This is a genomic window from Variovorax paradoxus EPS (assembly GCF_000184745.1).
Lineage (GTDB): Bacteria > Pseudomonadota > Gammaproteobacteria > Burkholderiales > Burkholderiaceae_C > Variovorax > Variovorax paradoxus_C.
Genome location: NC_014931.1, coordinates 5245844 through 5270910 on the forward strand (window position 1 = coordinate 5245844; position 25067 = coordinate 5270910).

The following is a 25067-nucleotide window of genomic DNA, read 5'->3' on the forward strand; positions in this document are numbered from 1 at the left end:
GGGGCCTCGGGCTGATCGAAGTGACGCGAGGCTTACGCCGCGGGAGTCACGTTGACCATGTGCTTGTTGAGCGCACCTTTGTGACCGAACGACACGTGGCCGTCGACCAGGGCGAAGAGCGTGTGGTCCTTGCCCACGCCGACGTTCACGCCGGGGTGGAACTGGGTGCCGCGCTGGCGCACGATGATCGAGCCTGCGCTGATCAGTTCGCCGCCGAAGGCCTTCACGCCGAGCATCTTGGGCTTGGAATCGCGCCCGTTTCGCGTTGAGCCGCCGCCTTTTTTCTGTGCCATGGAATGTGCTCCTGTGCCGGATTAAGCGGCGATCGCGCCGATTTGCAGTTCAGTGAACTGCTGGCGATGGCCTTGACGTTTCTGATAATGCTTGCGACGGCGCATCTTGAAGATGCCGACCTTGTCGTGCTTGCCGTGCGACAGTACCGTGACTGTCACCGTTGCGCCGGACACCAGGGGCGTACCAACCTTGATTTCAGCGCCGTTTCCGACAGCCAGAACCTGGTCGATCACGATTTCCTGGCCTACGTCCGCAGCAATCTGTTCTACTTTAATTTTTTCGCCGGAAGCAACGCGATACTGCTTGCCACCGGTTTTTATGACCGCGTACATGTATAACCTCTTAGAAATGAGTCTCCGCGGCGAATTCCGCAGAGCCCAAGATTATAGCGCGGTTTGCGGCCGCTAACACCCATCGCCTCCGCCGAGCCCCGGCATGCAGGCAGGCCTCCCTATAATTTGCGCCTTCCGGCCCCTGGGCCGCCCTCATCTTCAGCAGCGCCCCGCGCCTCCGCTTTGCCAGTCCCCGCCGCCGACACCTCCCCCACCGCCACCGTGCTGGACCTGATTGCCGGCGACATGGTCGAAGTCGACCGCGTAATCGCGCGCCGCCTCGATACGGGCGTGCCGCTGGTCAGCCAAGTCTCCCAATACATCATTTCTGCCGGCGGCAAGCGCCTTCGGCCTGCGCTGCTGCTCCTGATGTCGGGCGCACTGGGTTATACGGGCGAGCAGCGCTTCAATCTCGCCGCCGTTGTGGAATTCATTCACACCGCCACTTTGCTGCACGACGATGTGGTCGATGAATCGACGCTGCGGCGTGGTCGTGCAACCGCCAACGAATCGTTCGGCAATCCGGCCAGCGTCCTGGTCGGCGATTTTCTGTACTCGCGCGCTTTTCAGATGATGTTGGATGCAAACAACATTCGCGTCATGGAAATCCTGGCTGAAGCAACCAACGTGATCGCCGAGGGCGAGGTGCTTCAGCTGATGAACATGCATGACGCATCGCTGGATGAAACAGCCTACCTGCGCGTGATCCGATCGAAGACCGCCAAGCTTTTCGAAGCCAGTACCCGGCTCGCGGCCGTGCTGGCCGGCGTCACGCCGGAGGTCGAGGAAGCCTGCGCCACTTATGGACAGGCATTGGGCACTGCGTTCCAAGTGATCGACGATGTTCTTGATTACGCAGGCGACGCCCATGAAACCGGGAAGAACGTCGGCGACGACCTTCGCGAGGGCAAAACCACACTGCCCCTTATCTTTGCCATGCAGCGCGGGACCCCGGAGCAAAGCGGGTTGGTGCGCGCCGCCATCGAGGCCGGCGACACGGCGCAATTGGGCAAGGTGGTGGAGATTGTTCGCGAAACCGGTGCGCTGGATGCGTCCCGCGCAGCCGCAGCAGCCGAAGCAAAACGCGCAATCGATGCACTGCGCGACTTTCCATCCAATTCGCATGCTTCCGGTTTGCTACAATTGGCGGCTCAGTTGCTTGAGCGACGTGCCTGAAACACCTCACAAGAGTTGGCATCTAGGACGACTTCTTTTTCTTGCAACCAATCGGGGTGTAGCTTAGCCTGGTAGAGCGCTACGTTCGGGACGTAGAGGCCGGAGGTTCGAATCCTCTCACCCCGACCAGCCTTTGGCTGGCACAAATAATGGCCATGCCTGTTGCTGTGTAGCGATTTACAGCACAGGAGCGATGAGCGATGATCGTGAAGCACTTTCTCACATCTTTTGCATTCGCTGAATGGCCGCTGCCGAACTTCCAGTTAAAGAACTCTCGCAAATCGCTCTTCCGGGCTTGGCGCGTGCTCTCGTTTCGGCCGGCAAACTGCCCGCAAAAATCGCAGAGGACATTTACCAAAAGTCCCTGAGCGGCCGCACGAGTTTCATCGCCGAACTGACCGGCACCGGCGCCGTCTCGGCTGCGGACCTCGCCCACACGCTTTCCACAGCATTCGGTGCTCCGCTGCTCGATCTCGATGCGATCGATCACCAGCGCCTGCCCAAGGACCTGCTAGATCCGAAGCTGTGCCTCGCATACCGGATCGTCGTCCTCAGCAAACGCAATAACCGTCTCATTGTTGCGACGGCAGATCCGTCGGACCAACAAGCGGCCGAAAAGATCAAGTTCGCCTCCCAGATGGGGGTCGACTGGGTCATCGCTGAGTACGACAAGCTTTCGCGAATGATCGAAGCCGCTGCGGCAACTGCGGCGGAGAGCATCAACAGCATCGTCGGCAGCGAATTCGAATTCGACGACGTCAGTGCGGATACATCAGGCGATGTCAGCGAGCAGGCCGTCGCAGAAGTCGAAGATGCGCCGGTCGTGCGCTTTCTGCACAAGATGCTGCTCGACGCAGTCAGCATGCGCGCCTCGGACATTCACTTCGAGCCCTACGAGCATCACTACCGCGTTCGTTTTCGGGTCGACGGCGAGTTGCGCGAAATTGCCAGCCCGCCCACGGTCATCAAGGAAAAGCTGGCATCCCGCATCAAGGTCATCTCCCGGCTCGACATCTCCGAAAAGCGCGTGCCGCAAGACGGCCGCATGAAGCTCAAGATCGGGCCGGACCGCGTCATCGACTTTCGCGTGAGCACGTTGCCCACTCTGTTCGGCGAGAAGATCGTGGTTCGTATTCTTGACCCGAGCAGCGCGCGGATGGGCATCGATGCGTTGGGTTACGACGCCGTCGAAAAGGAACGGCTCCTCTATGCGATTGGCCGTCCCTACGGCATGGTGCTCGTGACCGGTCCCACGGGCTCGGGCAAGACGGTGTCGCTCTATACCTGCCTGAATCTGTTGAATCAACCGGGCGTCAACATCGCAACGGCCGAAGACCCGTCCGAAATCAACCTGCCGGGCGTCAACCAGGTCAACGTCAATGAACGGGCCGGACTGACCTTCGCCGCAGCGCTACGCGCCTTCCTACGCCAGGATCCCGACATCATCATGGTCGGCGAAATCCGCGACCTGGAAACAGCCGACATCTCGATCAAGGCCGCGCAGACCGGCCACTTGGTGCTCTCGACGCTGCACACCAACGACGCGCCGACCACGCTCACGCGCATGCGCAACATGGGCATCGCGCCGTTCAACATCGCATCGAGCGTGATTCTCATCACTGCACAGCGATTGGCACGGCGGCTGTGCACCGTGTGCCGCGTGCCGATCGACATTCCGCGTGAAGCGCTGCTCGATGCCGGCTTCAAGGAAGCGGACCTGGACGGCACCTGGAAGCCTTACCGCCCAGTGGGCTGCTCTGCGTGCAGCAGCGGCTACAAGGGCCGGGTCGGCATCTATCAGGTGATGCCGATCACCGAGGCCATCCAGGAAATCATCCTGCGCGATGGCAGCGCGCTCGACATCGCGCAGCAATCCGAAGCCGAGGGCGTGCGTTCGCTGCGCCAGTCGGGCCTCGCAAAAGTCAAGCAGGGCCTCACTTCACTCGAAGAAGTGGTGGCCTGCACCAATGAATAACGAACACTGAATACCGGAGATCGAATGGCAACAGTGGCATCCTCCCGCTCCTCCCAGGTCACGCACAAGGAATTTGTCTTCGAGTGGGAAGGCAAGGACCGAAACGGCAAGCTGGTGCGCGGCGAACTTCGGGCCGCAGGCGAAAACCAGGTGCAGGCCGCGCTGCGACGTCAGGGGGTGCTCGCGAGCAAGATCAAGAAGCGCCGCATGCGCTCGGGCAAGGCCATCAAGCCCAAGGACATCGCGATCTTCACGCGCCAATTGGCGACGATGATGAAGGCTGGCGTGCCGTTGCTTCAATCCTTCGACATCGTTGGACGCGGCAATGCGAATGCCAGCGTTGCGAAGTTGCTCAACGACATCCGCAGCGATGTGGAAACCGGCACATCGCTTTCGGCAGCTTTCCGCAAGTTCCCGAAGTATTTCGATAACCTGTACTGCAATCTGGTGGAGGCGGGCGAGGCAGCGGGCATCTTGGAGGATCTGCTGGACCGCCTTGCCACTTACATGGAAAAGACCGAGGCGATCAAATCCAAGATCAAGTCGGCATTGATGTATCCGACTTCCGTTGTCGTTGTCGCGTTCGTGGTGGTCGCGATCATCATGATCTTTGTGATTCCAGTCTTCAAAGAAGTCTTCACTTCATTCGGCGCTGACCTGCCGGCACCAACGCTGTTCGTGATGGCCATGAGCGAGTTCTTCGTCTCATACTGGTGGCTGATCTTTGGTGCTCTCGGTGGCGGAATCTACTTTTTCATGCAAGCTTGGAAGCGCAACGAGCGCCTGCAAAAGGCCATGGATCGCCTGTTGCTGCGCATTCCGATTTTTGGCGTACTGATCGAGAAGTCTTGCGTAGCGCGTTGGACGCGAACGCTGGCGACGATGTTTGCGGCCGGCGTCCCCTTGGTCGAAGCTCTGGATTCCGTGGGCGGCGCCTCGGGCAACTCCGTCTACGGCGATGCCACGGCCAAGATCCAGCAGGAAGTCTCGACCGGCACCAGCCTCACCGCGGCCATGACCAACGTCAATCTCTTCCCCTCGATGGTGATCCAGATGACCGCGATCGGCGAGGAATCCGGCTCCATCGACCACATGCTGGGCAAGGCTGCGGACTTCTACGAATCCGAAGTGGACGACATGGTCGCTGGCCTCTCCAGCCTGATGGAACCCATCATCATCGTGTTCCTCGGCGTGATCATCGGCGGAATCGTGGTGTCGATGTACCTGCCCATCTTCAAGCTCGGCCAAGTCGTCTGATGCCGGTTTCGCAAGGGTTCGACGCCGTCCTGGCCGGCGTGCTGGGGCTATTGATCGGCAGCTTCCTGAATGTCGTGATCTACCGCACGCCGGTCATGATGTACCGCGACTGGCTGTCCGATGCCGTCGCCAACCTGATGACGTCGAAGGATGTGCCCTCGCTCTGGTCGCTGGTCTTCGGCCCGAAGGCCACACCGCCCGAGGGACTCGAGGCGGCAGCAGACAAGGCCGCCATTGCCATAGAGAAGCTTCCACCGTTCGACCTCACCCGCCCCGCCTCGCGCTGCGGCGCCTGCGGCCACAAGATCCGCTGGTACCAGAACATCCCCGTCCTGAGCTACCTGTTCCTGCGCGGCCGCTGCGCATCGTGCAAGACCTCGATCAGCCCGCGCTACCCGTTGGTCGAACTGGTCACCGGCGCCCTCTTCGCCCTGTGTGGCTGGCGCTTCGGCATTACGCCGACCGGAGCGCTGTGGGCAGCGTTCGCCGCGCTGCTGATCTGCCAGTTCCTGATCGACTTCGACACCCAGTTCCTGCCCGATTCGCTGAACTACACCCTGCTCTGGCTCGGCCTCATTGGCGCAGCCATGGGCTGGACCGGCGTATCCCTGAGTTCGGCTGTGTGGGGCGCCGTGTTCGGCTACCTCAGCCTCTGGCTTGTGTACCATGCCTACCGCCTCGTCACAGGCAAGGAAGGCATGGGTTATGGGGACTTCAAACTGCTTGCGGCATTGGGTGTCTGGCTCGGGGCCGACTACCTCATCGCCATCATCCTTGTCTCTTCGCTGGTGGGCGCGGTGATCGGTCTCACGCTGCGTTTCGTCGGCAAGCTGGCGCACAAGGACATCCCGATCGCCTTCGGGCCCTTCCTGGCCGGTGCCGGCCTCGTCTGCTTGGTGATCGGTCCAGAACTCGTGAGGCAATGGGTTCCCTTCGCGTTCCCGCTCGGCGCGCTCCTCCATTGAGAAGCCGGGCATGGTTCGGCGCATAGGCCTGACAGGCGGCATCGGCAGCGGTAAGAGCACCGTGGCCGGGCTGCTGGTTGCTCAAGGCGCCGTGCTGGTCGACACCGACGCGATCGCGCGCAGCATTGCGCAAGCCGGCGGCATCGCGATGCCGGCCCTGGAGGCCGCATTCGGTCGCAGCGTCATCGCCGCGGACGGGGGCCTCGACCGGGCCGCCATGCGCCAGATCGTGTTCGCAGATGCGGACGCCAAGCGCCGCCTCGAGTCCATCCTGCACCCACTGATCGGCACGGAAACCCAGCGCCAGGCCGCAGCCGCCGACGAAGACGCCGTGGTGGTGTTCGATGTACCGCTGCTCGTCGAATCCGGGCGCTGGCGCGCGATCGTGGACCGGGTGCTGGTCGTCGACGCCACCGAAGCCACCCAGCGCAAGCGCGTCGTCGCGCGTTCGGGCTGGACGCCCGAAGCGGTCGATGCGGTGATCGCCCAGCAAGCCCCGCGCCGGTTGCGCCGGGCTGCCGCGGACGCGGTCATCTTCAACGAGTCATTGACGCTCGCGGAACTCGAAACCGAGGTGCGGGGTCTCTGGAAGCAGTGGGCTGCGGCCACCACGCGATAATCCGAGACCTGCCGCCGCCGCGGCTGCATAACGATTACGACAAAAAGGCGCTCGTCGCAGTGCCCTCCCCGAGATGCTTTTCAACTCGTATCCCTTCATTTTTGTCTTTTTCCCGTTGGTCCTGATCGGGTTCTTCCTGATCGGCAAGCGAAACGCCCGCGCCGCAGCCGGCTTTCTCGCACTGGCTTCGCTCTTCTTCTACGGCTGGTGGAGCGTGCAGGCCCTGCCGCTGCTCTTGGGCTCGATCTGCGTCAACTACTGGTTCGGCCTGCACCTGTCGCCCGCGCCGGGCCGCGACGACCGCAAGCGCAAGACGCTGCTGATTGCAGCACTGGTGGTCAACCTGGGCGTTCTGGCCGTCTTCAAGTACGCCAATTTCTTCCTGGAAAACGTCGACGCCGGGCTGGTCGCGGCGGGCCTCACGCCCATCGATCTGGTGCACATCGTGCTGCCGATCGGCATCTCGTTCTATACCTTCACGCAGATCGCCTTCCTGGTCGACTGCTGGCAGGGCAAGGTGCACGAGCGCAGCTTCATCCATTACCTGCTGTTCGTGACCTACTTCCCGCACCTGATCGCGGGCCCAGTGCTGCATCACGCGCAGATGATGCCGCAGTTCGCGAACAGCGCCACCTACCGGCTCGACCCGAACAAGGTGGCGATCGGCATCGCGATCTTCGTCTTCGGCCTCGCCAAGAAACTCCTGATCGCCGACCCGCTGGGCCAGTACGCCGACATGATGTTCAACGGCGTGCACAAGGGCATCGAGCCCACGCTGTACACCGCGTGGTTCGGTGCGCTGGCCTACACGCTGCAGATCTATTTCGACTTCTCGGGCTATTCGGACATGGCGGTGGGCCTGTCGCTGTGCCTGGGCGTGCAGCTGCCGCTCAACTTCCGCTCGCCCTACAAGTCGACCAACATCATCGAGTTCTGGCGCCGCTGGCACATCTCGCTGTCGACGTTCCTGCGCGACTACCTTTACGTGCCGCTGGGCGGCAACCGCAAGGGCCCGGCGCGGCGCTACTTGAACCTGTTCCTCACGATGCTCCTGGGCGGCCTCTGGCACGGTGCGGCGTGGACCTTCGTGATCTGGGGCGCCCTGCACGGCATCTTCCTCATGATCAACCACCTCTGGAACGCCAAGGTGCGGCGCAACGCGACGCCCGGCCGCATCGCACGGGTGCTGGGCTGGCTCCTCACCTTCCTCTGCGTGGTGGTGGCCTGGATCGTCTTCCGCGCCGACGGCATGCACACGGCCATGGCCATCTACAAGGGCATGCTCGGCCTGCACGGTGCGCCGACGTCGGCGTTCAGCGAGCTGGGCCCGGTGCCGTTCCGCAAGCCCGAGTTCTTCCAGACCCTGCTGGTGGGCATCGTCATCTGCCTGGCGCTGCCGCCGACGATCACGCTGGAGCGTTGGATTCCGCATCCGAAGGCCGTGGCAGGCCGCCCGGTCATGGCGTGGCTCTGCACCGCGGTCCTGGCCATCGGCACCTTCGCGCTGTTCGCCTGGTGCGTCTCGAAGCTGGGCAACTACAGCCCGTTCCTCTACTTCCAATTCTGATTCGACATGACGATGCCCGCGAAAGTCTGGCTGCGGTTCTTCTTCATCGGCTACATCGTGCTGATGGGGCTGTGGATCGTTTCGCTGACCAGCCCCATTCCCTACGGCGACCTGACGCGCATCGGGCGGCTGTCCGAGCGTGAATTCGGCTGGACCGCCCCGCCGCCCAAGGTCGACCCCGCATTGCTCAAGGGCACACCGGTCGATCAGGCCGACATCATGGTCATCGGCGACAGCTTCTCCATGACCTTCCGCTGGCAATCCAAGCTGGTTGCGGCAGGCTATCGCGTCTCGACCAGCTACTGGGGTCAGTACGAAAACGCGCTGTGCGGCGACTTCGACCAATGGATCCAGCGCTCGGGCTTCAAGGGCAAGCTGATCATCATCGAGAGCGTCGAGCGCCTGCTGGGCGACCGCACCAAAGACAGCGCGAAGTGCCAGAAGATGCGCATGCCCTACGACGCCATGCCGCATCCGCTCGTCAATCCGGACGAGACCGTGCCCAACCCCGCGCCCAATTGGAACGTGCAGTTCATGACCGGCATCACCACGTACTACAACACGTGGAAAGCGAAAAAGTCTGCAACCGACACCTACTTCGACTGGAACACCTGGGTGCGTCCGGTGCCGAATGGCTGCAAGTACCTCTCGCACCACGCGTGCGACAAGATGCCGTTCTTCGCCGAAGACGAGGACAACGGTCCACTGACCCTCGCGCACCTCGAGTGGATGAAGAACTTCACAGCGGCGCACACGGCCATCCCGATCATGTGGATGGTGATTCCCAACAAGACCACCGTGTACCTGAAGCCCGACTACTCGAAGGATTTCGAAACGGGCTTCCGCGAATCGAAGTTGACGGGACCCGACCTCTTCGCTTTTACACGTGGGAAACACTCTCAGGTTCGCGATTTCTATTTCTCGAACGACACTCACATGTCGATGCACGGACAGCTCCTGCTCGGCGACCGCATGCTGGCCGCCGTGCGCGAGGTGCTTCCGACGCCCCCTTCCAAATCACCCTGAAGTTATGATCCCGCGACAGGAAACCGGCAAACACGCGTGATCCTTTACGAGTACCCCTTCAACGAGCGCATCCGCACCTACCTGAGGCTGGAACACCTGTTCCGTCGCCTCGGGGAACTGGTGCCCTCGGAATCGCCACTGTCCCATCACTACGCCCTGGTCACGATCTTCGAGATCATGGACGTGGCGGCGCGCGCCGATCTCAAAGCCGATGTGCTGCGTGATCTCGACAAGCACAAGAACGTCTTCAACAGCTACCGGGGCAATCCGGCAATTGCTGAAACCGTGCTCGACCAGGTGGTCGGCCAGCTCGAAGGCAACTTCGCGGCGCTCAACGGCGTCACTGGCAAGGCCGGCCAGTCGCTGACGGAGAACGAGTGGCTCATGAGCATCCGCAGCCGTGCCGGCATTCCGGGCGGTACCTGCGAGTTCGACCTCCCCGCCTACTACGCCTGGCAGCACCGCACGCCGGTCAGCCGCCGCGCGGACCTGGAGCGCTGGTCGAACACGCTCTCGCCCCTGGCCTCCTCCATCTACCTTTTGCTCAAGCTGCTGCGCGATGCGGATGTGCCCTACAAGGTCATTGCGACACACGGGCAGTTCCAGCAGAACCTGCCGCAGGGGCGCAGCTTTCAGTTGCTGCGCCTGCGCATCGATCCCCGGCTGGGCCTGGTCCCCGAAATCAGCGGCAACCGACTCATGGTGTCGGTCCGGCTCATGCGGCACGAGGCCGACGACCGTTTGCACCAGAGCACGGAAGACGCGCCCTTCGAACTGACGCTTTGCGCATGACCGGGAAGGTGAACGACAAAGGCGAGCGGGTCGTCCGCTGCCCCTCGTGCGGCGGCGACAGCGTCTACGCACCCTCGAATATCTACCGGCCGTTCTGCAGCGCGCGCTGCAAGGGCGTCGATCTCGGCGCCTGGGCTAGCGAGGAATTCCGGATGCCCGCCGAAGCACCGCCCGACGACGATCCGTTCGGCGACCCGAAACTCCAGTAAGCAGAGCGTCGCCGCTTCAGCGGCCGCCGTCCCCGAGAAACACCTTGTCCAGATAGCCCGCGTGCTCCCGCACGTAGAAGGGCCGCAGGTGCTCGCGGTCCTTGTAGACCGGCGTGCCGTCCGGCATGGACCGAACGCACTCACCCGATTTACAAAGCTGCGCCAGCACGTCGATGGCCTCCGCGCCGCTCGATTCGGCAATGCGCTTCAACCGCTCGTTGAGCTGCGCCTGCTCGGGCGGCAAGGGGCCGGTCGTGGTGCTGGTCAGCGCCGTCATCTGCCCCATGCGGCTGCCTTCGATCAGGCGGCGCGGCTCGAACTCCACGCTGCGCGCGTTGTCCAGTAGCAGATACACCTTCTTCTTGCTCTGGACCAGCGTGGTCAGCAGCTTCTCGAGCGCGTCGAGCGAACGCCCGAGACCCGGGCCGCCGTTGTTGATCGGATAGGCCGAGGTGCCGTCCTGGAAGTAGAACGCCAGCGGGAAATTCCCGGTGAAGTAGCAGTTCCAGCAGGCGCCCACGACGACCGCGTCGATCTGCGGATCAAGCGCCAGTTCGAGCATGCCGGTGCGCGCCTTGTCGCAGCCTTCGTTGCCATCGGACAGCACGCCCGGCACGGGCGGGCAGGCGCCGTAGGTCGCGAAGTACGCCGTGGCCATCTGCCCCGGCGCGCTGCGTGCGAGTTCCAATGCGCGCGGCGCGTACTGCTGCACATGGCTGTCGCCGATCAGCAGCACCTTGCGCGCGCCGTTGCCGGTGCGCTCGACCTTGTGCGCGCCGAGCTTTTCCTGCTTGAAGCCGTCGTAGTAGTTGTCGTCCACCGTGGCATCGGTCACCTTGCGCAGCAGGTCGCTGCCGTTGCGCGGCGGCATGCCGCCCAGCGCCAGCACGCCGACCAGCGCTACCGCCACGCCGGAACCCGCCAGCGTGCGCAGCATGCCGACGCTCGTGCGCGCACGGGTGAAACGTTCAAGAAAACGGTAGGTGGCCCAGGCCAGCAAGACGCTCGCGACCACCGCGCCCGCACGCACCCACGCCGACGGATGGCCCTCCTCCACGATCCGCGCGTACACCAGGAGCGGCCAGTGCCACAGGTAGAGCGGATAGCTGATGAGGCCGATCCACACCATCATCCGGTTCGACAGCACGTACTTGTTCAGCACGCCGGTCGGGCCAGCCGCGATGCAGCTCACCGCCCCCAGCGTCGGCAGGAGCGCCCACCAGCCCGGGAAGGCCTTGTCGCTGCGCGTCATCACGAGCCCCAGCACGATCAGCGCTACGCCGAGCACCGACTGCAGATGGCTGCGCCACACGTTCGACGCGACAGGCCTCAGGCGCATGCACGCCAGGATGCCGCCTACCATCAGCTCCCAGAAGCGCGACAGCGGTGAATAGAAGGCCGCCTCGCGGAATGGATGGATCGTCGTCACATTGACCAGGAACGACGCCACTGCGATCACCCACAGCAGCCGCACGATCGGCCAGCGCCGCCGCCATGCCACGCCCAGCAGCAGCGGCCAGAAAATATAGAACTGCTCCTCGATGCCCAGTGACCAGAGATGCAGCAGTGGCTTGGTCTCGGCCGCGGTATCGAAGTACCCCGACTCGCCCCAGAAGATGAAGTTGGCCACGAAGGCGGCACCGCCCGCCGCCTGCTTGCCGAGCTCGGCAAACTCCCGTGGCAAGAGCGCATACCAGCCGAAGGCCAGCGTGGCGGCCAGCACCAGCATCAGCGCCGGGAAGATCCGCCGGATGCGCCGCGCATAGAAGTCGCGGTAGCTGAAGTCGCTCGCCGCGTGGCTCTGCATGATGATCGTCGTGATCAGGAAGCCCGAGATCACGAAGAAGATGTCGACCCCGATGAAGCCGCCGGGCAGCGCATCGGGGAACGCGTGGAACGCCAGCACCGACGCGACGGCGACGGCGCGCAGGCCATCGATGTCGGGGCGGTACTTGGGATGCATCTTCGGGGTCAGGCCTCGGGCGACGTCCGGCCGTGGTGCGGCCGGTCGCCCCCATCAGGCCAGCGTCGAGACGGCCAGCGCCGCCGAAGCGGGCAGGCCGCGCTCCTGCACCAGCCATTCGAGCACCGGCAGTGCGCCCGGCAGCACAGGCGCCACGTCGAGCGGCAATTGCTGCCACGCCATCGCCTGGCCTTCGCGCATCTCGAACTCGCCGGTCCACGCCGTCACCTTGCACCAGTGCAGGCGCACCAGCGCATGCGGATAGTCGTGCTCCGTGACCTTCCAGACCGAAGCGCCTGCTATGGTGATGCCGAGCTCTTCCTGCAGCTCGCGACGCAGCGCCCCTTCGACCGTTTCACCCGCTTCGATCTTGCCGCCCGGAAACTCCCAGTAGCCCGCGTAGGCCTTGCCTTCGGGTCGGGTCGATAGCAGCAGCGCATCGTCGGCGAGACGGATCAGCACACCGACCGCGACCTCGGTGTGCTTGCGCGCACCCTTGCCGTCTGCGCTCACGCGGCACCCCGGCCCGCGTAGTCGCGGGCGAACTGGTAAGCCACCCGGCCGCTGCGCGAACCGCGCTCGAGCGCCCAGACCAGCGCTTCGGGCCGCGCCGCCTCGATGGCGGCTTTGTCCACGCCGAACGACGAGAGCCACTGCCCCACGATCGTCAGGTATTCGTTCTGGCTGAATGGGTAGAAGCTCACCCAGAGGCCGAAGCGCTCGGACAGCGAAATCTTCTCCTCGATCACCTCGCCCGGATGGACCTCGCCGTCCTCGGTGTGGGTATAGCTGAGGTTGTCCTTCATGTACTCGGGCAGCAGGTGGCGCCGGTTGCTGGTCGCGTAGATCAGCACATTGGGCGTCGATGCCGCGATCGAGCCGTCAAGAATCGACTTGAGCGCCTTGTAGCCCGGCTCGCCCTCGTCGAAGCTCAGGTCGTCGCTGAACACGATGAACTTCTCGGGACGCTGCGAGACCACCTCGACGATGTCGGGCAGGTCGACCAGCTCGGCCTTGTCCACCTCGATGAGGCGCAGCCCCTGCGGCGCATAGGCCTGCAGGCAGGCGCGAATCAACGACGACTTGCCTGTGCCGCGCGCGCCCGTCAGCAGCACGTTGTTGGCCGGCTTGCCTTCGACGAACTGGCGCGTGTTGCGCTCGATCTTTTCCTTCTGGACGTCGATTTCCTTCAGCGAATCAAGCGCCATCGCGGCCACGTGTTTCACTGGTTCCAGCACGCCGTGGCCGGAATTGCGGCGGCGGTAGCGCCAGGCGATGGAAGCGTTCCAGTCCGTCGGCGCCGACAGCGGTTGCGGCAGGATCGATTCGATGCGGGTAATGAGCTGCTCGGCGCGCTCGATCAGCTTCTGGAACTGCTCGTTCATGACCGGTAGTCGGCGTTGATGGTCACGTATTCGTGGCTGAAGTCGCAGGTCCAGACGGTCTCACTGGCGTTGCCGCGGCCGAGGCCGACGCGCACCGTGATCTCGCTCTGCTTCATCACGCGCTGGCCGTCTTCCTCGCGGTACGAGGGGTTGCGCCCACCCTTGACCGCCACGTGCACGTCGTCCAGGAACAGGTCGATGCCGGTCTGGTCGAGGTCGGCAATGCCCGCATAGCCGACCGCTGCCAGGATGCGGCCCAGGTTCGGGTCGCTGGCATAGAAAGCGGTCTTCACCAGCGGCGAATGGGCGATCGCGTAAGCCACCTGCTTGCACTCGGCAGCGTCACGGCCGCCTTCGACCTGGATGGTGATGAACTTGGTTGCGCCTTCGCCGTCGCGCACGATGGCCTGCGCCAGGAGGCGCGCCACGTTCTGCATGGCCGCCACGAGTGCCTGGCCGTCAGCGGATTCGAGCGAGGTGATGGTCGCGTGCGCCGCCTTCTGCGTGGCGATGACGACGAACGAATCGTTGGTCGAGGTGTCGCCGTCGATGGTCACGCGGTTGAACGAGGCATCGGCCAGCAGCTTGGCCAGCGGCTGGATCAGCGACGGATCGATCTTCGCGTCGGTCGCCATGAAGCCGAGCATGGTCGCCATGTTCGGGCGGATCATGCCGGCGCCCTTGCTGATGCCGGTGATGGTGACGGTGGCGCCGCCGATCTGGACCTTCTGGCTGAACGCCTTGGGGATCGTGTCGGTGGTCATGATGCCTTCGGCGGCACGTGCCCAGTGGTTTTCCGATGCGTCGGCGAGCGCTGCGGGCAGGCCCGCTTCGATGCGGTCCACCGGCAGCGGCTCCATGATCACGCCCGTCGAGAACGGCAGGATCTGCTCGGGCGCGATCTCCAGCTTGCGCGCGAGCGCGATGCAGGTGGAGCGGGTGCGCATGAGGCCGTCTTCGCCCGTGCCTGCGTTGGCGTTGCCGGTGTTGATCACCATCGCGCGAATGCCGTAATTGGCCGCCAGGTGATCGCGGCAGACCTGCACCGGCGCCGCGCAGAAACGGTTCTGGGTGAACACCCCACCGACCGCCGAGCCTTCGTCGATCAGCACGACGGTCAGGTCCTTGCGGTTGGCCTTTCGCACGCCCGCTTCGGCCACGCCGATGCGGACGCCAGGCACCGCGAACAAGGCGGCGGGATCAGGGGCGGACAGGTTCACGGGCATGGGGGTTCTCTCAATGAAAGGTTCGGGACGTCAGCTCAGCTTGCCGTGGCACTGCTTGTATTTCTTGCCACTGCCGCAAGGGCACGGGTCGTTGCGGCCGACGCGCGCGAAGGCGGCGGCTTCGGCGCTCAGGGCGCCCGCACCGATGGCCGCGAGGCGGCGCTGGTTGTCCTCGTCGACGCGCACCTCGACCTCGCCGGTCTCGGTCGGCGCGCTGTAGGTGATGTTGGCCACGTTCTCGCCGCGGCTTTCCATGGCTTCGGCGGCTTCCTCGAGCTGCTCGCCCGACTGCACGCGCACCGTCATCAGTTGGCGCGTGACCTCGTTCTTCACCGAGTCGAGCAACTGGCCGAAGAGCTCGAAGGCTTCGCGCTTGTATTCCTGCTTGGGCTGCTTTTGCGCATAGCCGCGCAGGTGGATGCCCTGGCGCAGGTAGTCGAGCGAGGCCAGGTGTTCGCGCCAGTGGGTGTCGATGCTCTGCAGCAGCACCATGCGCTCGAACTGGGTGAAGTTTTCCTGGCCGATCAGCGCCACCTTGGCGTCGAAGGCTTCGTTGGCGGCCTTGACCACCTTTTCGAGCACGTCTTCGTCGGAGATCGCGTCGGAGGCCTCGACCTCCTTCTTGATCGGCATGTCCAGGCCCCACTCGTTGAAGAGCGCCTTCTCGAGGCCTTCCAGGTCCCACTGCTCCTCGACCGATTCGGCCGGCACGTACTGCCGCACCACGTCCATGAAGCAGCCTTCGCGCAGCGCGGCGATCTGCGCCGTGAGGTCGGTGGCATCGAGGATGTCGTTGCGCTGCTGGTAGATCACCTTGCGCTGGTCGTTCGACACGTCGTCGTACTCGAGCAATTGCTTGCGGATATCGAAGTTGCGCGCCTCGACCTTGCGCTGCGCGCTCTCGATGCTGCGGGTGACGATGCCGGCCTCGATGGCCTCGCCGTCGGGCATCTTCAGGCGATCCATGATCGCCTTCACGCGGTCACCCGCGAAGATGCGCATCAGCGGATCGTCCAGGCTCAGGTAGAAGCGCGAAGAACCCGGGTCGCCCTGTCGGCCCGAACGGCCGCGCAGCTGGTTGTCGATGCGGCGCGACTCGTGGCGTTCGGTGGCAATGATGCGCAGGCCGCCGAGCGACTTTACGAATTCATGGTCCTTGGTCCACTCGGCACGCACGTGCGCGATGTCGGCCTGCTTGGTCGCTTCGTCGCGGCCTTCGTCGTTCTCGATGGCCTCGATCATCTTCTCGATGTTGCCGCCCAGCACGATGTCGGTGCCGCGGCCGGCCATGTTGGTCGCGATGGTGATCATCTTCGTGCGGCCGGCCTGCGCCACGATGTCGGCTTCGCGCGCATGCTGCTTGGCGTTGAGCACCTGGTGCGGCAGCCCCGCCTGCGTGAGCAGGCCGTCGATGATTTCGGAGTTTTCGATGGACGAGGTGCCCACCAGCACCGGCTGGCCGCGTTCGTAGCACTCGCGGATGTCCTGGATGGCGGCCTCGTACTTCTCGCGCGTGGTCTTGTAGACGCGGTCGAGCTGGTCTTCGCGCTTGCTGATGCGGTTCGGCGGAATGATGACCGTCTCGAGACCGTAGATTTCCTGGAACTCGTAGGCCTCGGTGTCGGCCGTGCCGGTCATGCCGGCCAGCTTGCCGTACAGGCGGAAGTAGTTCTGGAAGGTGATCGAGGCCATCGTCTGGTTCTCGGCCTGGATCTCGACGCCTTCCTTGGCTTCCACGGCCTGGTGCAGGCCGTCGCTCCAGCGGCGGCCCGTCATGAGGCGGCCGGTGAACTCGTCGACGATGGTCACTTCGCCCTGCTGGACCACGTAGTGCTGGTCGCGGTGGTACAGGTGACGTGCGCGCAGCGCCGCCGTCAGGTGGTGCATCAACGTGATGTTGGCCGGGTCGTAGAGCGACGCGCCCTCGGGCAGCAGCTTGAATTCGCCCAGGATGCGCTCGGCGTTCTCATGGCCGTCTTCGGTCAGGAAGACCTGGTGCGTCTTCTCGTCGACCGTGAAGTCGCCCGGCACCGTGACGCCTTCGCCCGTGCGCGGGTCGGCTTCGCCTTCCTGCTTCTTGAGCAGCGGCACCACCTTGTTGATGGCGAGATAAAGATCGGTGTGGTCTTCGGCCTGGCCGCTGATGATGAGCGGGGTGCGGGCTTCGTCGATCAGGATCGAGTCCACCTCGTCGACGATCGCGAAGTTCAGCACACGCTGGACCCGGTCGCCCGGCTCGTACACCATGTTGTCGCGCAGGTAGTCGAAGCCGTACTCGTTGTTGGTGCCGTACGTGATGTCGCTGCCGTAGGCTTCCTGCTTCTCTTCCCGCGGCATCTGCGGCAGGTTGATGCCCACCGTGAGGCCCAGGAAGTTGTAGAGCCGGCCCATCCACTTGGCGTCGCGGCTGGCGAGGTAGTCGTTCACCGTGACCACGTGCACGCCCTTGCCGGACAGCGCATTCAGGTACACCGGCAGCGTGGCGGTCAGCGTCTTGCCTTCGCCGGTGCGCATTTCGGAAATCTTGCCGTTGTGCAGCGCCATGCCGCCGAGCAGCTGGACGTCGAAGTGGCGCATCTTCATGATGCGCTTGGAGCCTTCGCGCACCGTGGCAAAGGCCTCCGGCAGCAGGGCGTCGAGCGATTCGCCCTTGGCCGCGCGGTCCTTGAACTCCTGCGTCTTCGCGCGCAGCGCGTCGTCACTGAGCTTCTCGAACTCGGGTTCGAGCGCATTGATGCGTTCCACCGTCTTGCGATACTGCTTGAGGAGCCGGTCGTTGCGGCTGCCGAAGATCTGGGTCAGGAAGTTGGTTGCCATTGGGTGGAGATGGGCGGGCGCCTGACACGACAGGCACTGCGACCGGATTCCCTAAGATATGGTGAAAGCAGTTGGGCGCGCTCGTTTCGAAATCAAGTTCGGCCTCGAGCAGCCTTTTTCCCGGCGCGAACGCCGGCAAACCGGGCATTTTAGCTGTCTTGTTTCTGTCCTCAGGATTACTCATGTATCGCCGCCTCGCCCCCGCCATCAGCCTGCACCAGGCTGCAGAAGGCTCGCCCACGCTGGGCGGCCTGATGGCGCGCGCGCGCGACAGCGCCGAGCGCCTGAAAGCCGTGGAAGGACTGATTCCGCCCGCCATGCGCGGCGCCGTGCAGGCCGGCCCTGCCGAGGGCGACGTGTGGTGCCTGCTGGTCAAAGGCAGCGCCGCGGCCGCCAAGCTGCGCCAACTCGCTCCGATGCTTGTCACGCGGCTCAAGAACAGGGGTTGGGATGTGGCGACGATCCGCATCAAGGTGCACACGGGCCGCTGATCGACCGGCAGGCGCTTTGAATTGATTTTTCGTCTGGAAGTAGATAATATTTCCAGATGACACCCTCGACGTCGCCCGCCGACGCACTCCTCCTGCTGCTCGACAAGCACCAGGTCAACGCCCTCCTCTCTCCCGACGACGTGCTTGATGCCGTGCGCGAGGCCTTCGTTCTTCACAGCGACCGCGAAGGCCGCGTCTTCCCGGTCGTGCGCGAACCGCTCGCCACGGGCGGCGTGTTCGGCATCAAGTCGGGCGACGTACAGACGCAGGGCCTGCTCGGCTTCAAGGCCGCCGGCTTCTGGCCCGCCAACCGACAGCGCGACGGCGAGCCGCACCAGGCAACGATCCTCCTGATCGACCCCGCCACGGGCCGGCCGCTGTGCGTGATCGACGGCAATGCGATCACGACCGTGCGCACCGGCGCGGCGGGCGGGCTCGGCCTCCAGCAACTTGCGCGGCCCGACAGCACGCGGCTTTGCATCTTCGGCACCGGCGTGCAGGCGCGCATCCAGCTCGACTTCGCGCTGCGCCTATTGCCCACATTGCGCGAGGTGCGCTACGTGAGCGCCAATGGACAGCGCAACGCCGCGTTGGAGGAAAACTTCGCGGACCGCTGCAACATCGCGTCCGCCACCGACCGCAACGCCGCGGTCGCAGAGAGCGACATCGTGATCACCGCGACACCGGGCGGTGGCGCACTGTTCGATCTGGACGCGCTTCAGCCCGGCACGCACCTGAACTGCGTCGGTGCCGACACACGCGGCAAGCGCGAACTCCCCGAAGGTTTGCTGACGCGCGCCCGCCTCTTCGTCGACGACCGCACGCAGGCGCAGCAGATCGGTGAAACCCAATGGGCGCCCGATACAGAAAGCACCGAACTGGGCGACCTGCTGAGCGGCAAGACCTCGTTAACTCGCGCTGACGGCGACATCACCGTCTTCGACATGACCGGCCTCGCGCTGCAAGACCTGACAGTCGCGCGCCTGCTCCAAGAGCGCGCGATTGCCACGGGCACAGGCACGCGCCTCGCCTGGCCCTGGTAATTCAGGCGGCAGCGCCGCCGAAGAGCTCGGTCATGAACTGCGTCGACTTCAGGCCGGTGCCCGTCAGCAGCACGACCGTGGTTTCACTCGCCCGGATGTCGCCCCGCTCCGCCAGCACATCGATGGCCGCAGCCGCCGTCGCGGAAGTCGGCTCGGCATAGAGCCCCGTCGAAGCCAACCGGCGCACCGCTGCCGCGATCTGCTCTTCGGTCAGCGCCACTGTCTTGCCATTCGTCTCGCGCAGCGCCTGAAGGATTTCCTGCAGGCGCACAGGCCGCTTGATCGCCGTGCCTTCGGCGATCGTCGGCTTCACGATGCGATCAACCAGCGTGTCCACGCCCGCCACAAAGCTCGCATCCACCGGCGAGCAGTTCAACGGCTGCGCCACGAAGATCCGCGGCAGCTTCGCGATCTGCCCCGCGGCCAGCAGTTCCTTGAAGCCGATCCAGCACCCGAGCACATTACTGCCCGCGCCGGCCGGAATCACCACGTTGTCGGGCGCGACGAAGCCCAGGTCTTCCCAGAGTTCATAGGCCAGCGTCTTCGTGCCCTGCAGGAAGAACGGATGCCAGTTGTGGCTCGCATAGAAGATCGATTCCGACTGGCGCACCGCCTCGTATTCCGACTCCTCGCGCGGTCCCGGCACCAGTTGCACCTCGGCGCCGAAAGCGCGGATCTGCGCCACCTTGGGCGCCGGCGTGTAGCTCGGCGCGAGCACCTTCACCTTGATGCCCGCCGCCGCGCCCGCCGCGGCGATGGCCGCGCCGCCGTTGCCCGAGCTGTCTTCCAGCACCGCGTCGACGCCCAGTTGGCGCAGGAACGAAATCATCACGGACGCACCACGGTCCTTGAAGCTGCAGGTCGGGTTGAACCACTCGAGCTTGAAGTGCGGCTCGAATGCGCCCCAGCGCTTCTGCACAAGCGGCGTACAGCCCTCGCCCATGCTCGCGGGCTGGTCGATCACGACCGGCAGCGCCGCGCGATAGCGCCACACCGAGCGCTCGCGCGCATCGATGTCGTCGCGCGTGATGCCCGGCAGCGGCGTCACCATCATCGGATTGCCGTCGTCGGAGCGCCAGCGGCGTTCCGAAAGGTCGTGATACCGGCCGGTGCGGAGATCGATATAGCGTGCGGGTTCCTGGCGTGTCATGCGCGGTTCTCCTGGAGAATCTTTCTGGATTTGGATAATACATCCAGATATGGACTTTCTGTACAACTTGGATTCTTCGTCCAGAATTGGATACATTCCCGCCATGAAGAAGAAGTCCAACAAGCAGCTCCTGGAAATGCTGCGCAACATGGCCGAAGGCCTCGGCGAAACCTTCGCGCCTTTCTGCGAAGTCGTGGTGCACGACCTCAGCAATCCGAAGAACGCGATCTACGCGATCGAGAACAACCTGAGCGGCCGCGAGGTCGGCCAAGCGGTCACCGAGCTCGGCCTTGCCCGCATCCGCGACCCCGAGTACCCGGCGGTGATTTCGAACTACGCCAACACCTTTTCCGACGGCCGCAAGGTCAAGAGCACTTCCATCGGCGTGAAGGACGAGAGCGGCGAGTACGTGGCCGCGCTGTGCCTGAATGTCGACCTGACACTGTTCCAGAGCTTCCAGGGCGCGATCTCGCAGTTCACGCGCATCGACGAGCGCGAGGTACACGAAAGCCTGGACACCGGCGCTGGCCATTCGGAGCGCATCCATGCGCGCATCGACGAATTCGCCGCGTCGCGCGCCACCAGTTCGCGGTCACTCAAGCCCGCGGATCGGAAGCAACTCGTGCAGGAACTGAAGAAAGCCGGTTTCCTGGAGATTCGCCGTGGCGCCGAGATCGCCGCAGCGCACATGGGCGTCTCGCGCGCCACCGTGTACAGCGACGCCAAGTAATAAATAGAGCGAGAGCGGCCGGGCTTACTGCGGCTGCAGGCCGACCTCGTGCGCCACTTTCTGCCAGCGCTCCGCCTCCGAGCGCAGAAACGCGCGCAGCTCGCCCGGCGTCGAGCCCTTCATCTGCACGCCCAGCACCGCCATCCGCTCCTTCACCGAGGGATGCTCGAGCGCCGCGATGGCTTCGCGGCGCAGCTTCTCGATCACCTCGAGCGGCGTGGTGGCCGGCGCCACCATGGCCCACCATTGGTCGATTTCCATGCCCTTGAGGTTGTTCTCCGCGAGCGCGGGCACGTTCTGCAGGCCGGCGATGTTCACGCGCTGCGTGCTCGTGACGAGCAGCGGCCGGATCCTGTTGCCGCCCGCGAGGCTGGAGCCGCTGGCCAACGTTGCGAAGTGGCCGGCCACCGTGCCGGCCGCCACGTCGGTCAGCGCCGGTGCAGAGCCCTTGTACGGAACCATGTTGAAACGGATGTTCGTGCGCCTCGCGAGCATCTCGGCCGCGAGATGGCTCACAGTGCCCGCACCGCTGTGCGCGATGGCCGGTGGCGACGACTTGGCGGCGGCCGACTTGATGAAGGTCTTGAAGTCCTTGCTGTCCCCGTCCATGCCCGCGAAGAACACCAACGGCGAGGTGCCGATCATGGTCACGGGCGTGAAGTCGCGCAGCAGGTCGTAGGGCAGCTTCGCCGTCACCGCCGGCGCGATCGCATGCGGCAGCTCGACGATTGCGATGGTGTAGCCGTCGGGCGCCGCCTTGGCGGCCGCATCGGTGCCGATCATCCCGGCCGCGCCGGGCCGGTTGTCCACGATCACCGGGCTGCCGATGGTCTGGCCCATGCGCTGCGCCATGGCGCGTGCGATGGCGTCGGTGCTGCCGCCCGCGGCCCATGGCACGACGAGCTTGATGGGCCGTTCGGGGTAGGCGGCCCATGCAGGTCGCGCTGCAGCGAGCAGGGCTGTAGAGCCGGCGGCCAGAAAGGCCCGGCGATGAATCGTCGGCATGGTGGGTTCCTTGGGTTCAGACGGCCGGATCGGGCCAGCTCGGATCGCTCGACGCGTTGGCCGTGAGCATCAGCACCACATGCGCGTCGGCGGCGATGGCACCGCTCTCGCGCAGTTGCCGCAGCGCGGCCAGGCCGCCGGCCGCGCACAGTTCGGCGCTCACGCCGGCAGCCGTGAGCAACCGCCGCGCCGCACGCGCCTCGTCGTCGCTCACCACCACCGCGCCGCCGCCCGTGGCGCTGGCGGCCTGCCACTGCAGGTAGGTCACGGTGGCGCCCGCCGTCGAGAACTGCGCGGTGTGGCCGGGATAGCTGCCGTTGATCGCGCCACCCGCGAACACGCGTGCGAGGCGCGGAAACGGCTCCACCAGCCAGAGCCGCGGCAGGCGCGGAATGCGCCCCGCGGCCAGCAGGTCGCGAAAGCCCGCGTAGATGCCCCAGGCGAGGTCGCCGCGCGCGGTGGGAATCACGATGTGGTCCGGCAGGCCGGCGTCGGCCACGCACTCGGGCGCAATCGTCTTGTAGCCCTCGATGGCCAGCGGCGCACTGCCGAGCGCAGGCAAACGGTAGTTGGTCAGCGCGAAGTAGCCGGGGTACTGCGAGCGCTCGCGCACGAAGGCCCAGCGGCCGGCGTTGTCGGCGAACACATAGCGCCGCGCGCCCAGCGCATCGAGCTGGCGCGAATAGGTCGCCGGCATGCCTTCGTAGGTCGCGACCTCGCAGCGCAGGCCCGCCGCCCACGCGTAGTGCGCCGCCGACACCGCGGCATTGCCCGACGATGCGAGCACCAGCGTGTGGGCGCCGAAGTCCAGCGCCTGCGCCACGCCCACCGCCGTCATCCGGTCCTTGTGCGAGCCGGTGGGGTTGCTCGATTCGTCCTTGAGGCCGAGCCGCGCGACGTCGAAATGCCGCGCAAGCTCCGTCATCTCCAGCATCGGCGTCTGGCCCTCGCCGAGGGTGAAGCCCGACGCATAGGGCATGGGGATCGCATCGTGGCCTTCTGCTCGCTCTGTCTGGTTCCCCAGGTCGGGCAGGTAGCTCGCGCGCAATGCGACGTGAAAGCCCGCGCGCTTGCAGGCGGGGCAGCCGTCGTGCGTCAGCGTGACCGGGTAGAGCGCATCGCAGCGCAGGCACTGCAGGCCCCGCAAGCGCGGATTGCGCACCGGCTTGAGCGTGCGGGCCAGGGCGGAGGCGGCGGGATTCCCCGAACGATGGGCCGAGGGGTCCGCTGGCAAGGCGGCGAACTTGAAGTCCAGAACTGGCGAGGGCGTCACAGCGAGGGGATGGGGTTGGAGGTTGTGCCTAAATCTTATGCATTCGGAAATAAAATTACGCACCTTTAGATACTCAATCGATAAATAAACTTATCGGTGGCCATCCATGCGATTCGCCGAAATAGAGACGTTCCGGGCGCTGATGCGGGGCAGCTCCACCCGCAAGGCCGCGGCCTTGCTGCATGTGACGCAGCCCGCCATCAGCCAGTCGCTCAAGCGGCTCGAAGCGCAGGCCGGCATGCTGCTGTTCCAGCGCACGGGCGGGCGGCTGGTGCCCACGCCCGAGGCGCGCGCGCTGTGGATCGAGGTGGAGCGCGTGTTCATCGGCATGGACGCCATCGAGCACCGCGTGAAGAGCCTGCGCGACTTCGGCCTCACCCAGCTGGAACTCAGTTGCTTTCCGGCCTACGGCCTCGGCTTCATGCCGCGCGCCCTCGCCCGCCTGAAGGCGCACCGCGGCGCGAGCCCCTGGCCGCAGGTGTCGCTGCAGGTGCTCAGCTCCAAGGACGTGCGCGACCGGGTGGCGATGGGCATCTCCGACTTCGGGCTCATGGCCGACGAACTCTCGCTCGAAGGCATCGACCACTCGACCTTCTCGCGCTTTCCCGGCGTGGTGGTGATGCCCGAGGGCCATGCGCTCGCGCGCTTCAAGACCATCAAGCCCGAGCAGTTGGCAGAGGCAGCCTTTCTCGCGCTCAACCCCGAAGACCCCTCGCACCAGCGGCTCGAGGCGGCGCTGGCGCCCTACGGCGTGGCGCTGCGCGTGCTGGTGCAGACGCCTTATGCGGCCAGCGTGTGCGAGATGGCGCTGCGCGGCCTGGGCGTGGGGCTGGTCAATCCGATCACCGCGCTCGACTACGCGGAGCGGGGCCTGGTGGTGCGCCGGCTGTCGATCGACGTGCACTTCACCTGCATCCTGGCGCTGCCGGCGGGCAAGGTGCTCTCGGCCACGGCACGCGACTTTCTCTCGCTCATGCGCCTGCAGCTGGCCGAGGACGAGAAGCGCATGCAGCGCTATCTGCGATAGGGCCTGTTCACTTCCAGCTGAACTCGTGGTTCAGCCCGACCACGAACCCGGTTACGCCCCTCCCGCCCACCGGCCGGCTGCGCGAGGCGCTGATGTCCACGCTGATCAGCGGCGTGAGGCTGAAGCGCCCACCGATGCGCGAGGTCCAGATGCCCGAGGCGCGACTGCGCTCGGCGATCAGCGACACGGCATCGTCGAGCGCCCACTCGGCGGCCAGGCCACCGCGCGGCGTGCGCACGCCGGTGCCGAGCGCCCAGTCGGCGCCGAGGTTGGCGTGCAATTGCAGGCTGTCGACGGGCCGCCAGGTCACCGGCACCACGAACTGCCCACCCATGCGGCCACCGCGCCGGAGATCGGACACGGTGCCCATCGACACCGCCGCGCTGAGCGGCGCATCTGCGGCTTGGCCCAGGAACGTCCACTTGAGCTGCGGCCCGGCGCTGATCGTGTGAACGCGTTGTACGTCCTGAACCGAGAGGCGGTCGACGTTCAGCCCCAGCTCGACAGGCCCGACGCGGCACGACGGCCCGATGTGAAAACCCGTGACCGGCTCGACCCCGGTGCGGCCCCACCAGGTCTCGTACTGGCACTGGCCCGGATCGAGCGTGCCCGCGTCGTCGACGTCGAAATGCCCCGCGGCCTCGGCGCCCATGCTCACCAGCGCGCAGGAAGCCATCCACAGCCAGCCGGGATGCCAGCAGCGGCTCGTTCGTCGGATTGTTGTTCTCTTGCTGCTGTTCTTCAT

24 protein-coding genes and 1 tRNA gene are annotated in these 25067 nt (G+C 65.0%); 14 read left to right on the forward strand and 11 right to left on the reverse strand.

Features of this window, described 5'->3' with window-relative positions; genetic code table 11:
* Positions 1–32 precede the first annotated feature (32 nt).
* Both rpmA and rplU read right to left on the reverse strand, forming a co-directional pair.
* The gene (gene rpmA, locus VARPA_RS24085; RefSeq protein ID WP_013543198.1) at positions 33–293 is read right to left on the reverse strand and encodes a 50S ribosomal protein L27; all 261 of its coding nucleotides are present in this window, start codon (positions 291–293) and stop codon (positions 33–35) included.
* Positions 294–314: 21 nt separating this feature from the next.
* Entirely contained in the window at positions 315–626 is a 312-nt protein-coding gene (rplU, locus tag VARPA_RS24090) for a 50S ribosomal protein L21 (RefSeq protein WP_013543199.1), read from the reverse strand.
* Positions 627–809: 183 nt separating this feature from the next.
* Between rplU and VARPA_RS24095 the strand changes: the two genes are divergently transcribed.
* The 10 genes from VARPA_RS24095 to VARPA_RS24140 all read left to right on the forward strand — a co-directional run bounded on the left by VARPA_RS24095 (position 810) and on the right by VARPA_RS24140 (position 10212).
* Positions 810–1802: a polyprenyl synthetase family protein gene (locus VARPA_RS24095; protein WP_013543200.1), complete on the forward strand. Its 993-nt coding sequence runs from the start codon at positions 810–812 to the stop codon at positions 1800–1802.
* Positions 1803–1854: 52 nt separating this feature from the next.
* Positions 1855–1931: transfer RNA gene (locus VARPA_RS24100), tRNA-Pro, on the forward strand.
* 112 nt (positions 1932–2043) lie between these two features.
* Positions 2044–3777 carry a type IV-A pilus assembly ATPase PilB gene (gene pilB / locus VARPA_RS24105; RefSeq protein ID WP_013543201.1) on the forward strand — a complete coding sequence of 578 codons (1734 nt, stop codon included), beginning with the start codon at positions 2044–2046 and terminating at the stop codon, positions 3775–3777.
* A 24-nt stretch (positions 3778–3801) separates the two neighbouring features.
* The gene (locus VARPA_RS24110; RefSeq protein WP_013543202.1) at positions 3802–5034 is read left to right on the forward strand and encodes a type II secretion system F family protein; all 1233 of its coding nucleotides are present in this window, start codon (positions 3802–3804) and stop codon (positions 5032–5034) included.
* Positions 5034–5999 (forward strand): prepilin peptidase, encoded by a 966-nt coding sequence (locus VARPA_RS24115; RefSeq protein WP_013543203.1) that lies wholly within the window; start codon positions 5034–5036, stop codon positions 5997–5999. The genes VARPA_RS24110 and VARPA_RS24115 overlap by 1 nt, the downstream gene beginning before the upstream one ends.
* Before the next feature lie 10 nt (positions 6000–6009).
* The gene (coaE, locus tag VARPA_RS24120; RefSeq protein ID WP_013543204.1) at positions 6010–6618 is read left to right on the forward strand and encodes a dephospho-CoA kinase; all 609 of its coding nucleotides are present in this window, start codon (positions 6010–6012) and stop codon (positions 6616–6618) included.
* 73 nt (positions 6619–6691) lie between these two features.
* Positions 6692–8185 carry an MBOAT family O-acyltransferase gene (locus tag VARPA_RS24125; protein WP_013543205.1) on the forward strand — a complete coding sequence of 498 codons (1494 nt, stop codon included), beginning with the start codon at positions 6692–6694 and terminating at the stop codon, positions 8183–8185.
* Between the two features lie 12 nt (positions 8186–8197).
* The gene (locus VARPA_RS24130) at positions 8198–9211 is read left to right on the forward strand and encodes a hypothetical protein (protein ID WP_234974826.1); all 1014 of its coding nucleotides are present in this window, start codon (positions 8198–8200) and stop codon (positions 9209–9211) included.
* A gap of 36 nt (positions 9212–9247) precedes the next feature.
* Positions 9248–10003 (forward strand): cell division protein ZapD, encoded by a 756-nt coding sequence (zapD, locus tag VARPA_RS24135; RefSeq protein WP_013543207.1) that lies wholly within the window; start codon positions 9248–9250, stop codon positions 10001–10003.
* On the forward strand, positions 10000–10212 hold the full coding sequence (locus tag VARPA_RS24140) for a DNA gyrase inhibitor YacG (protein WP_013543208.1): 213 nt from the start codon (positions 10000–10002) through the stop codon (positions 10210–10212). Before zapD ends, VARPA_RS24140 begins: the two co-directional genes overlap by 4 nt.
* A 16-nt stretch (positions 10213–10228) precedes the next feature.
* Here the strand turns inward: VARPA_RS24140 and VARPA_RS24145 are convergent, their stop codons facing one another.
* The 5 genes from VARPA_RS24145 to secA are packed head-to-tail and all read right to left on the reverse strand — an operon-like array spanning position 10229 to position 17603.
* Positions 10229–12175 carry an acyltransferase family protein gene (locus tag VARPA_RS24145; protein WP_013543209.1) on the reverse strand — a complete coding sequence of 649 codons (1947 nt, stop codon included), beginning with the start codon at positions 12173–12175 and terminating at the stop codon, positions 10229–10231.
* A 54-nt stretch (positions 12176–12229) separates the two neighbouring features.
* On the reverse strand, positions 12230–12688 hold the full coding sequence (locus VARPA_RS24150) for an NUDIX domain-containing protein (RefSeq protein ID WP_013543210.1): 459 nt from the start codon (positions 12686–12688) through the stop codon (positions 12230–12232).
* The gene (locus tag VARPA_RS24155; protein WP_013543211.1) at positions 12685–13560 is read right to left on the reverse strand and encodes an ATP-binding protein; all 876 of its coding nucleotides are present in this window, start codon (positions 13558–13560) and stop codon (positions 12685–12687) included. Before VARPA_RS24155 ends, VARPA_RS24150 begins: the two co-directional genes overlap by 4 nt.
* Positions 13557–14786, reverse strand: a complete 1230-nt coding sequence (gene argJ, locus VARPA_RS24160) for a bifunctional glutamate N-acetyltransferase/amino-acid acetyltransferase ArgJ (RefSeq protein ID WP_013543212.1) — start codon at positions 14784–14786, stop codon at positions 13557–13559. Before argJ ends, VARPA_RS24155 begins: the two co-directional genes overlap by 4 nt.
* A 30-nt stretch (positions 14787–14816) precedes the next feature.
* Positions 14817–17603 (reverse strand): preprotein translocase subunit SecA, encoded by a 2787-nt coding sequence (gene secA / locus VARPA_RS24165; protein ID WP_013543213.1) that lies wholly within the window; start codon positions 17601–17603, stop codon positions 14817–14819.
* 182 nt (positions 17604–17785) lie between these two features.
* Here secA and VARPA_RS24170 point away from each other — a divergent pair, with 182 nt between their 5' ends.
* Both VARPA_RS24170 and VARPA_RS24175 read left to right on the forward strand, forming a co-directional pair.
* Positions 17786–18094, forward strand: coding sequence for a hypothetical protein (locus VARPA_RS24170; RefSeq protein WP_013543214.1), 309 nt, complete (start codon positions 17786–17788; stop codon positions 18092–18094).
* Between the two features lie 56 nt (positions 18095–18150).
* The gene (locus VARPA_RS24175; RefSeq protein ID WP_013543215.1) at positions 18151–19137 is read left to right on the forward strand and encodes an ornithine cyclodeaminase family protein; all 987 of its coding nucleotides are present in this window, start codon (positions 18151–18153) and stop codon (positions 19135–19137) included.
* Between the two features lies 1 nt (position 19138).
* On the opposite strand, the gene VARPA_RS24180 is transcribed toward VARPA_RS24175, so the two are convergent.
* Positions 19139–20287: a threonine synthase gene (locus VARPA_RS24180; protein ID WP_013543216.1), complete on the reverse strand. Its 1149-nt coding sequence runs from the start codon at positions 20285–20287 to the stop codon at positions 19139–19141.
* A 103-nt stretch (positions 20288–20390) separates the two neighbouring features.
* On the opposite strand from VARPA_RS24180, the gene VARPA_RS24185 reads away from it, so the two are divergent.
* Positions 20391–21017: a helix-turn-helix transcriptional regulator gene (locus tag VARPA_RS24185; protein ID WP_041943028.1), complete on the forward strand. Its 627-nt coding sequence runs from the start codon at positions 20391–20393 to the stop codon at positions 21015–21017.
* 24 nt (positions 21018–21041) lie between these two features.
* Here the strand turns inward: VARPA_RS24185 and VARPA_RS24190 are convergent, their stop codons facing one another.
* Positions 21042–22022 (reverse strand): Bug family tripartite tricarboxylate transporter substrate binding protein, encoded by a 981-nt coding sequence (locus VARPA_RS24190; RefSeq protein WP_013543218.1) that lies wholly within the window; start codon positions 22020–22022, stop codon positions 21042–21044.
* A gap of 16 nt (positions 22023–22038) precedes the next feature.
* Positions 22039–23295, reverse strand: coding sequence for a threonine synthase (locus VARPA_RS24195; RefSeq protein ID WP_013543219.1), 1257 nt, complete (start codon positions 23293–23295; stop codon positions 22039–22041).
* 106 nt (positions 23296–23401) lie between these two features.
* Between VARPA_RS24195 and VARPA_RS24200 the strand changes: the two genes are divergently transcribed.
* Entirely contained in the window at positions 23402–24322 is a 921-nt protein-coding gene (locus VARPA_RS24200; RefSeq protein ID WP_013543220.1) for a LysR substrate-binding domain-containing protein, read from the forward strand.
* A 7-nt stretch (positions 24323–24329) separates the two neighbouring features.
* Here VARPA_RS24200 and VARPA_RS24205 read toward each other — a convergent pair whose 3' ends face one another.
* Complete coding sequence (locus VARPA_RS24205; RefSeq protein WP_013543221.1) at positions 24330–24998, reverse strand: hypothetical protein; 669 nt, start codon at positions 24996–24998, stop codon at positions 24330–24332.
* Positions 24999–25067: the final 69 nt, after the last annotated feature.

Bases quoted from the DNA above. Each gene is read 5' to 3' on its own strand.
- VARPA_RS24115 (WP_013543203.1), top strand. From the start codon at position 5,034: ATGCCGGTTTCGCAAGGGTTCGACGCCGTCCTGGCCGGCGTGCTGGGG.
- VARPA_RS24200 (WP_013543220.1), top strand. From the start codon at position 23,402: ATGCGATTCGCCGAAATAGAGACGTTCCGGGCGCTGATGCGGGGCAGC.
- VARPA_RS24175 (WP_013543215.1), top strand. From the start codon at position 18,151: ATGACACCCTCGACGTCGCCCGCCGACGCACTCCTCCTGCTGCTCGAC.
- VARPA_RS24155 (WP_013543211.1), bottom strand. From the start codon at position 13,560: ATGAACGAGCAGTTCCAGAAGCTGATCGAGCGCGCCGAGCAGCTCATT.
- VARPA_RS24170 (WP_013543214.1), top strand. From the start codon at position 17,786: ATGTATCGCCGCCTCGCCCCCGCCATCAGCCTGCACCAGGCTGCAGAA.
- VARPA_RS24205 (WP_013543221.1), bottom strand. From the start codon at position 24,998: ATGGCTTCCTGCGCGCTGGTGAGCATGGGCGCCGAGGCCGCGGGGCAT.
- VARPA_RS24130 (WP_234974826.1), top strand. From the start codon at position 8,198: ATGCCCGCGAAAGTCTGGCTGCGGTTCTTCTTCATCGGCTACATCGTG.
- secA (WP_013543213.1), bottom strand. From the start codon at position 17,603: ATGGCAACCAACTTCCTGACCCAGATCTTCGGCAGCCGCAACGACCGG.
- VARPA_RS24185 (WP_041943028.1), top strand. From the start codon at position 20,391: ATGAAGAAGAAGTCCAACAAGCAGCTCCTGGAAATGCTGCGCAACATG.
- VARPA_RS24110 (WP_013543202.1), top strand. From the start codon at position 3,802: ATGGCAACAGTGGCATCCTCCCGCTCCTCCCAGGTCACGCACAAGGAA.
- rpmA (WP_013543198.1), bottom strand. From the start codon at position 293: ATGGCACAGAAAAAAGGCGGCGGCTCAACGCGAAACGGGCGCGATTCC.
- VARPA_RS24125 (WP_013543205.1), top strand. From the start codon at position 6,692: ATGCTTTTCAACTCGTATCCCTTCATTTTTGTCTTTTTCCCGTTGGTC.
- argJ (WP_013543212.1), bottom strand. From the start codon at position 14,786: ATGCCCGTGAACCTGTCCGCCCCTGATCCCGCCGCCTTGTTCGCGGTG.
- rplU (WP_013543199.1), bottom strand. From the start codon at position 626: ATGTACGCGGTCATAAAAACCGGTGGCAAGCAGTATCGCGTTGCTTCC.
- VARPA_RS24180 (WP_013543216.1), bottom strand. From the start codon at position 20,287: ATGACACGCCAGGAACCCGCACGCTATATCGATCTCCGCACCGGCCGG.
- VARPA_RS24145 (WP_013543209.1), bottom strand. From the start codon at position 12,175: ATGCATCCCAAGTACCGCCCCGACATCGATGGCCTGCGCGCCGTCGCC.
- VARPA_RS24190 (WP_013543218.1), bottom strand. From the start codon at position 22,022: ATGCCGACGATTCATCGCCGGGCCTTTCTGGCCGCCGGCTCTACAGCC.
- VARPA_RS24140 (WP_013543208.1), top strand. From the start codon at position 10,000: ATGACCGGGAAGGTGAACGACAAAGGCGAGCGGGTCGTCCGCTGCCCC.
- pilB (WP_013543201.1), top strand. From the start codon at position 2,044: ATGGCCGCTGCCGAACTTCCAGTTAAAGAACTCTCGCAAATCGCTCTT.
- coaE (WP_013543204.1), top strand. From the start codon at position 6,010: ATGGTTCGGCGCATAGGCCTGACAGGCGGCATCGGCAGCGGTAAGAGC.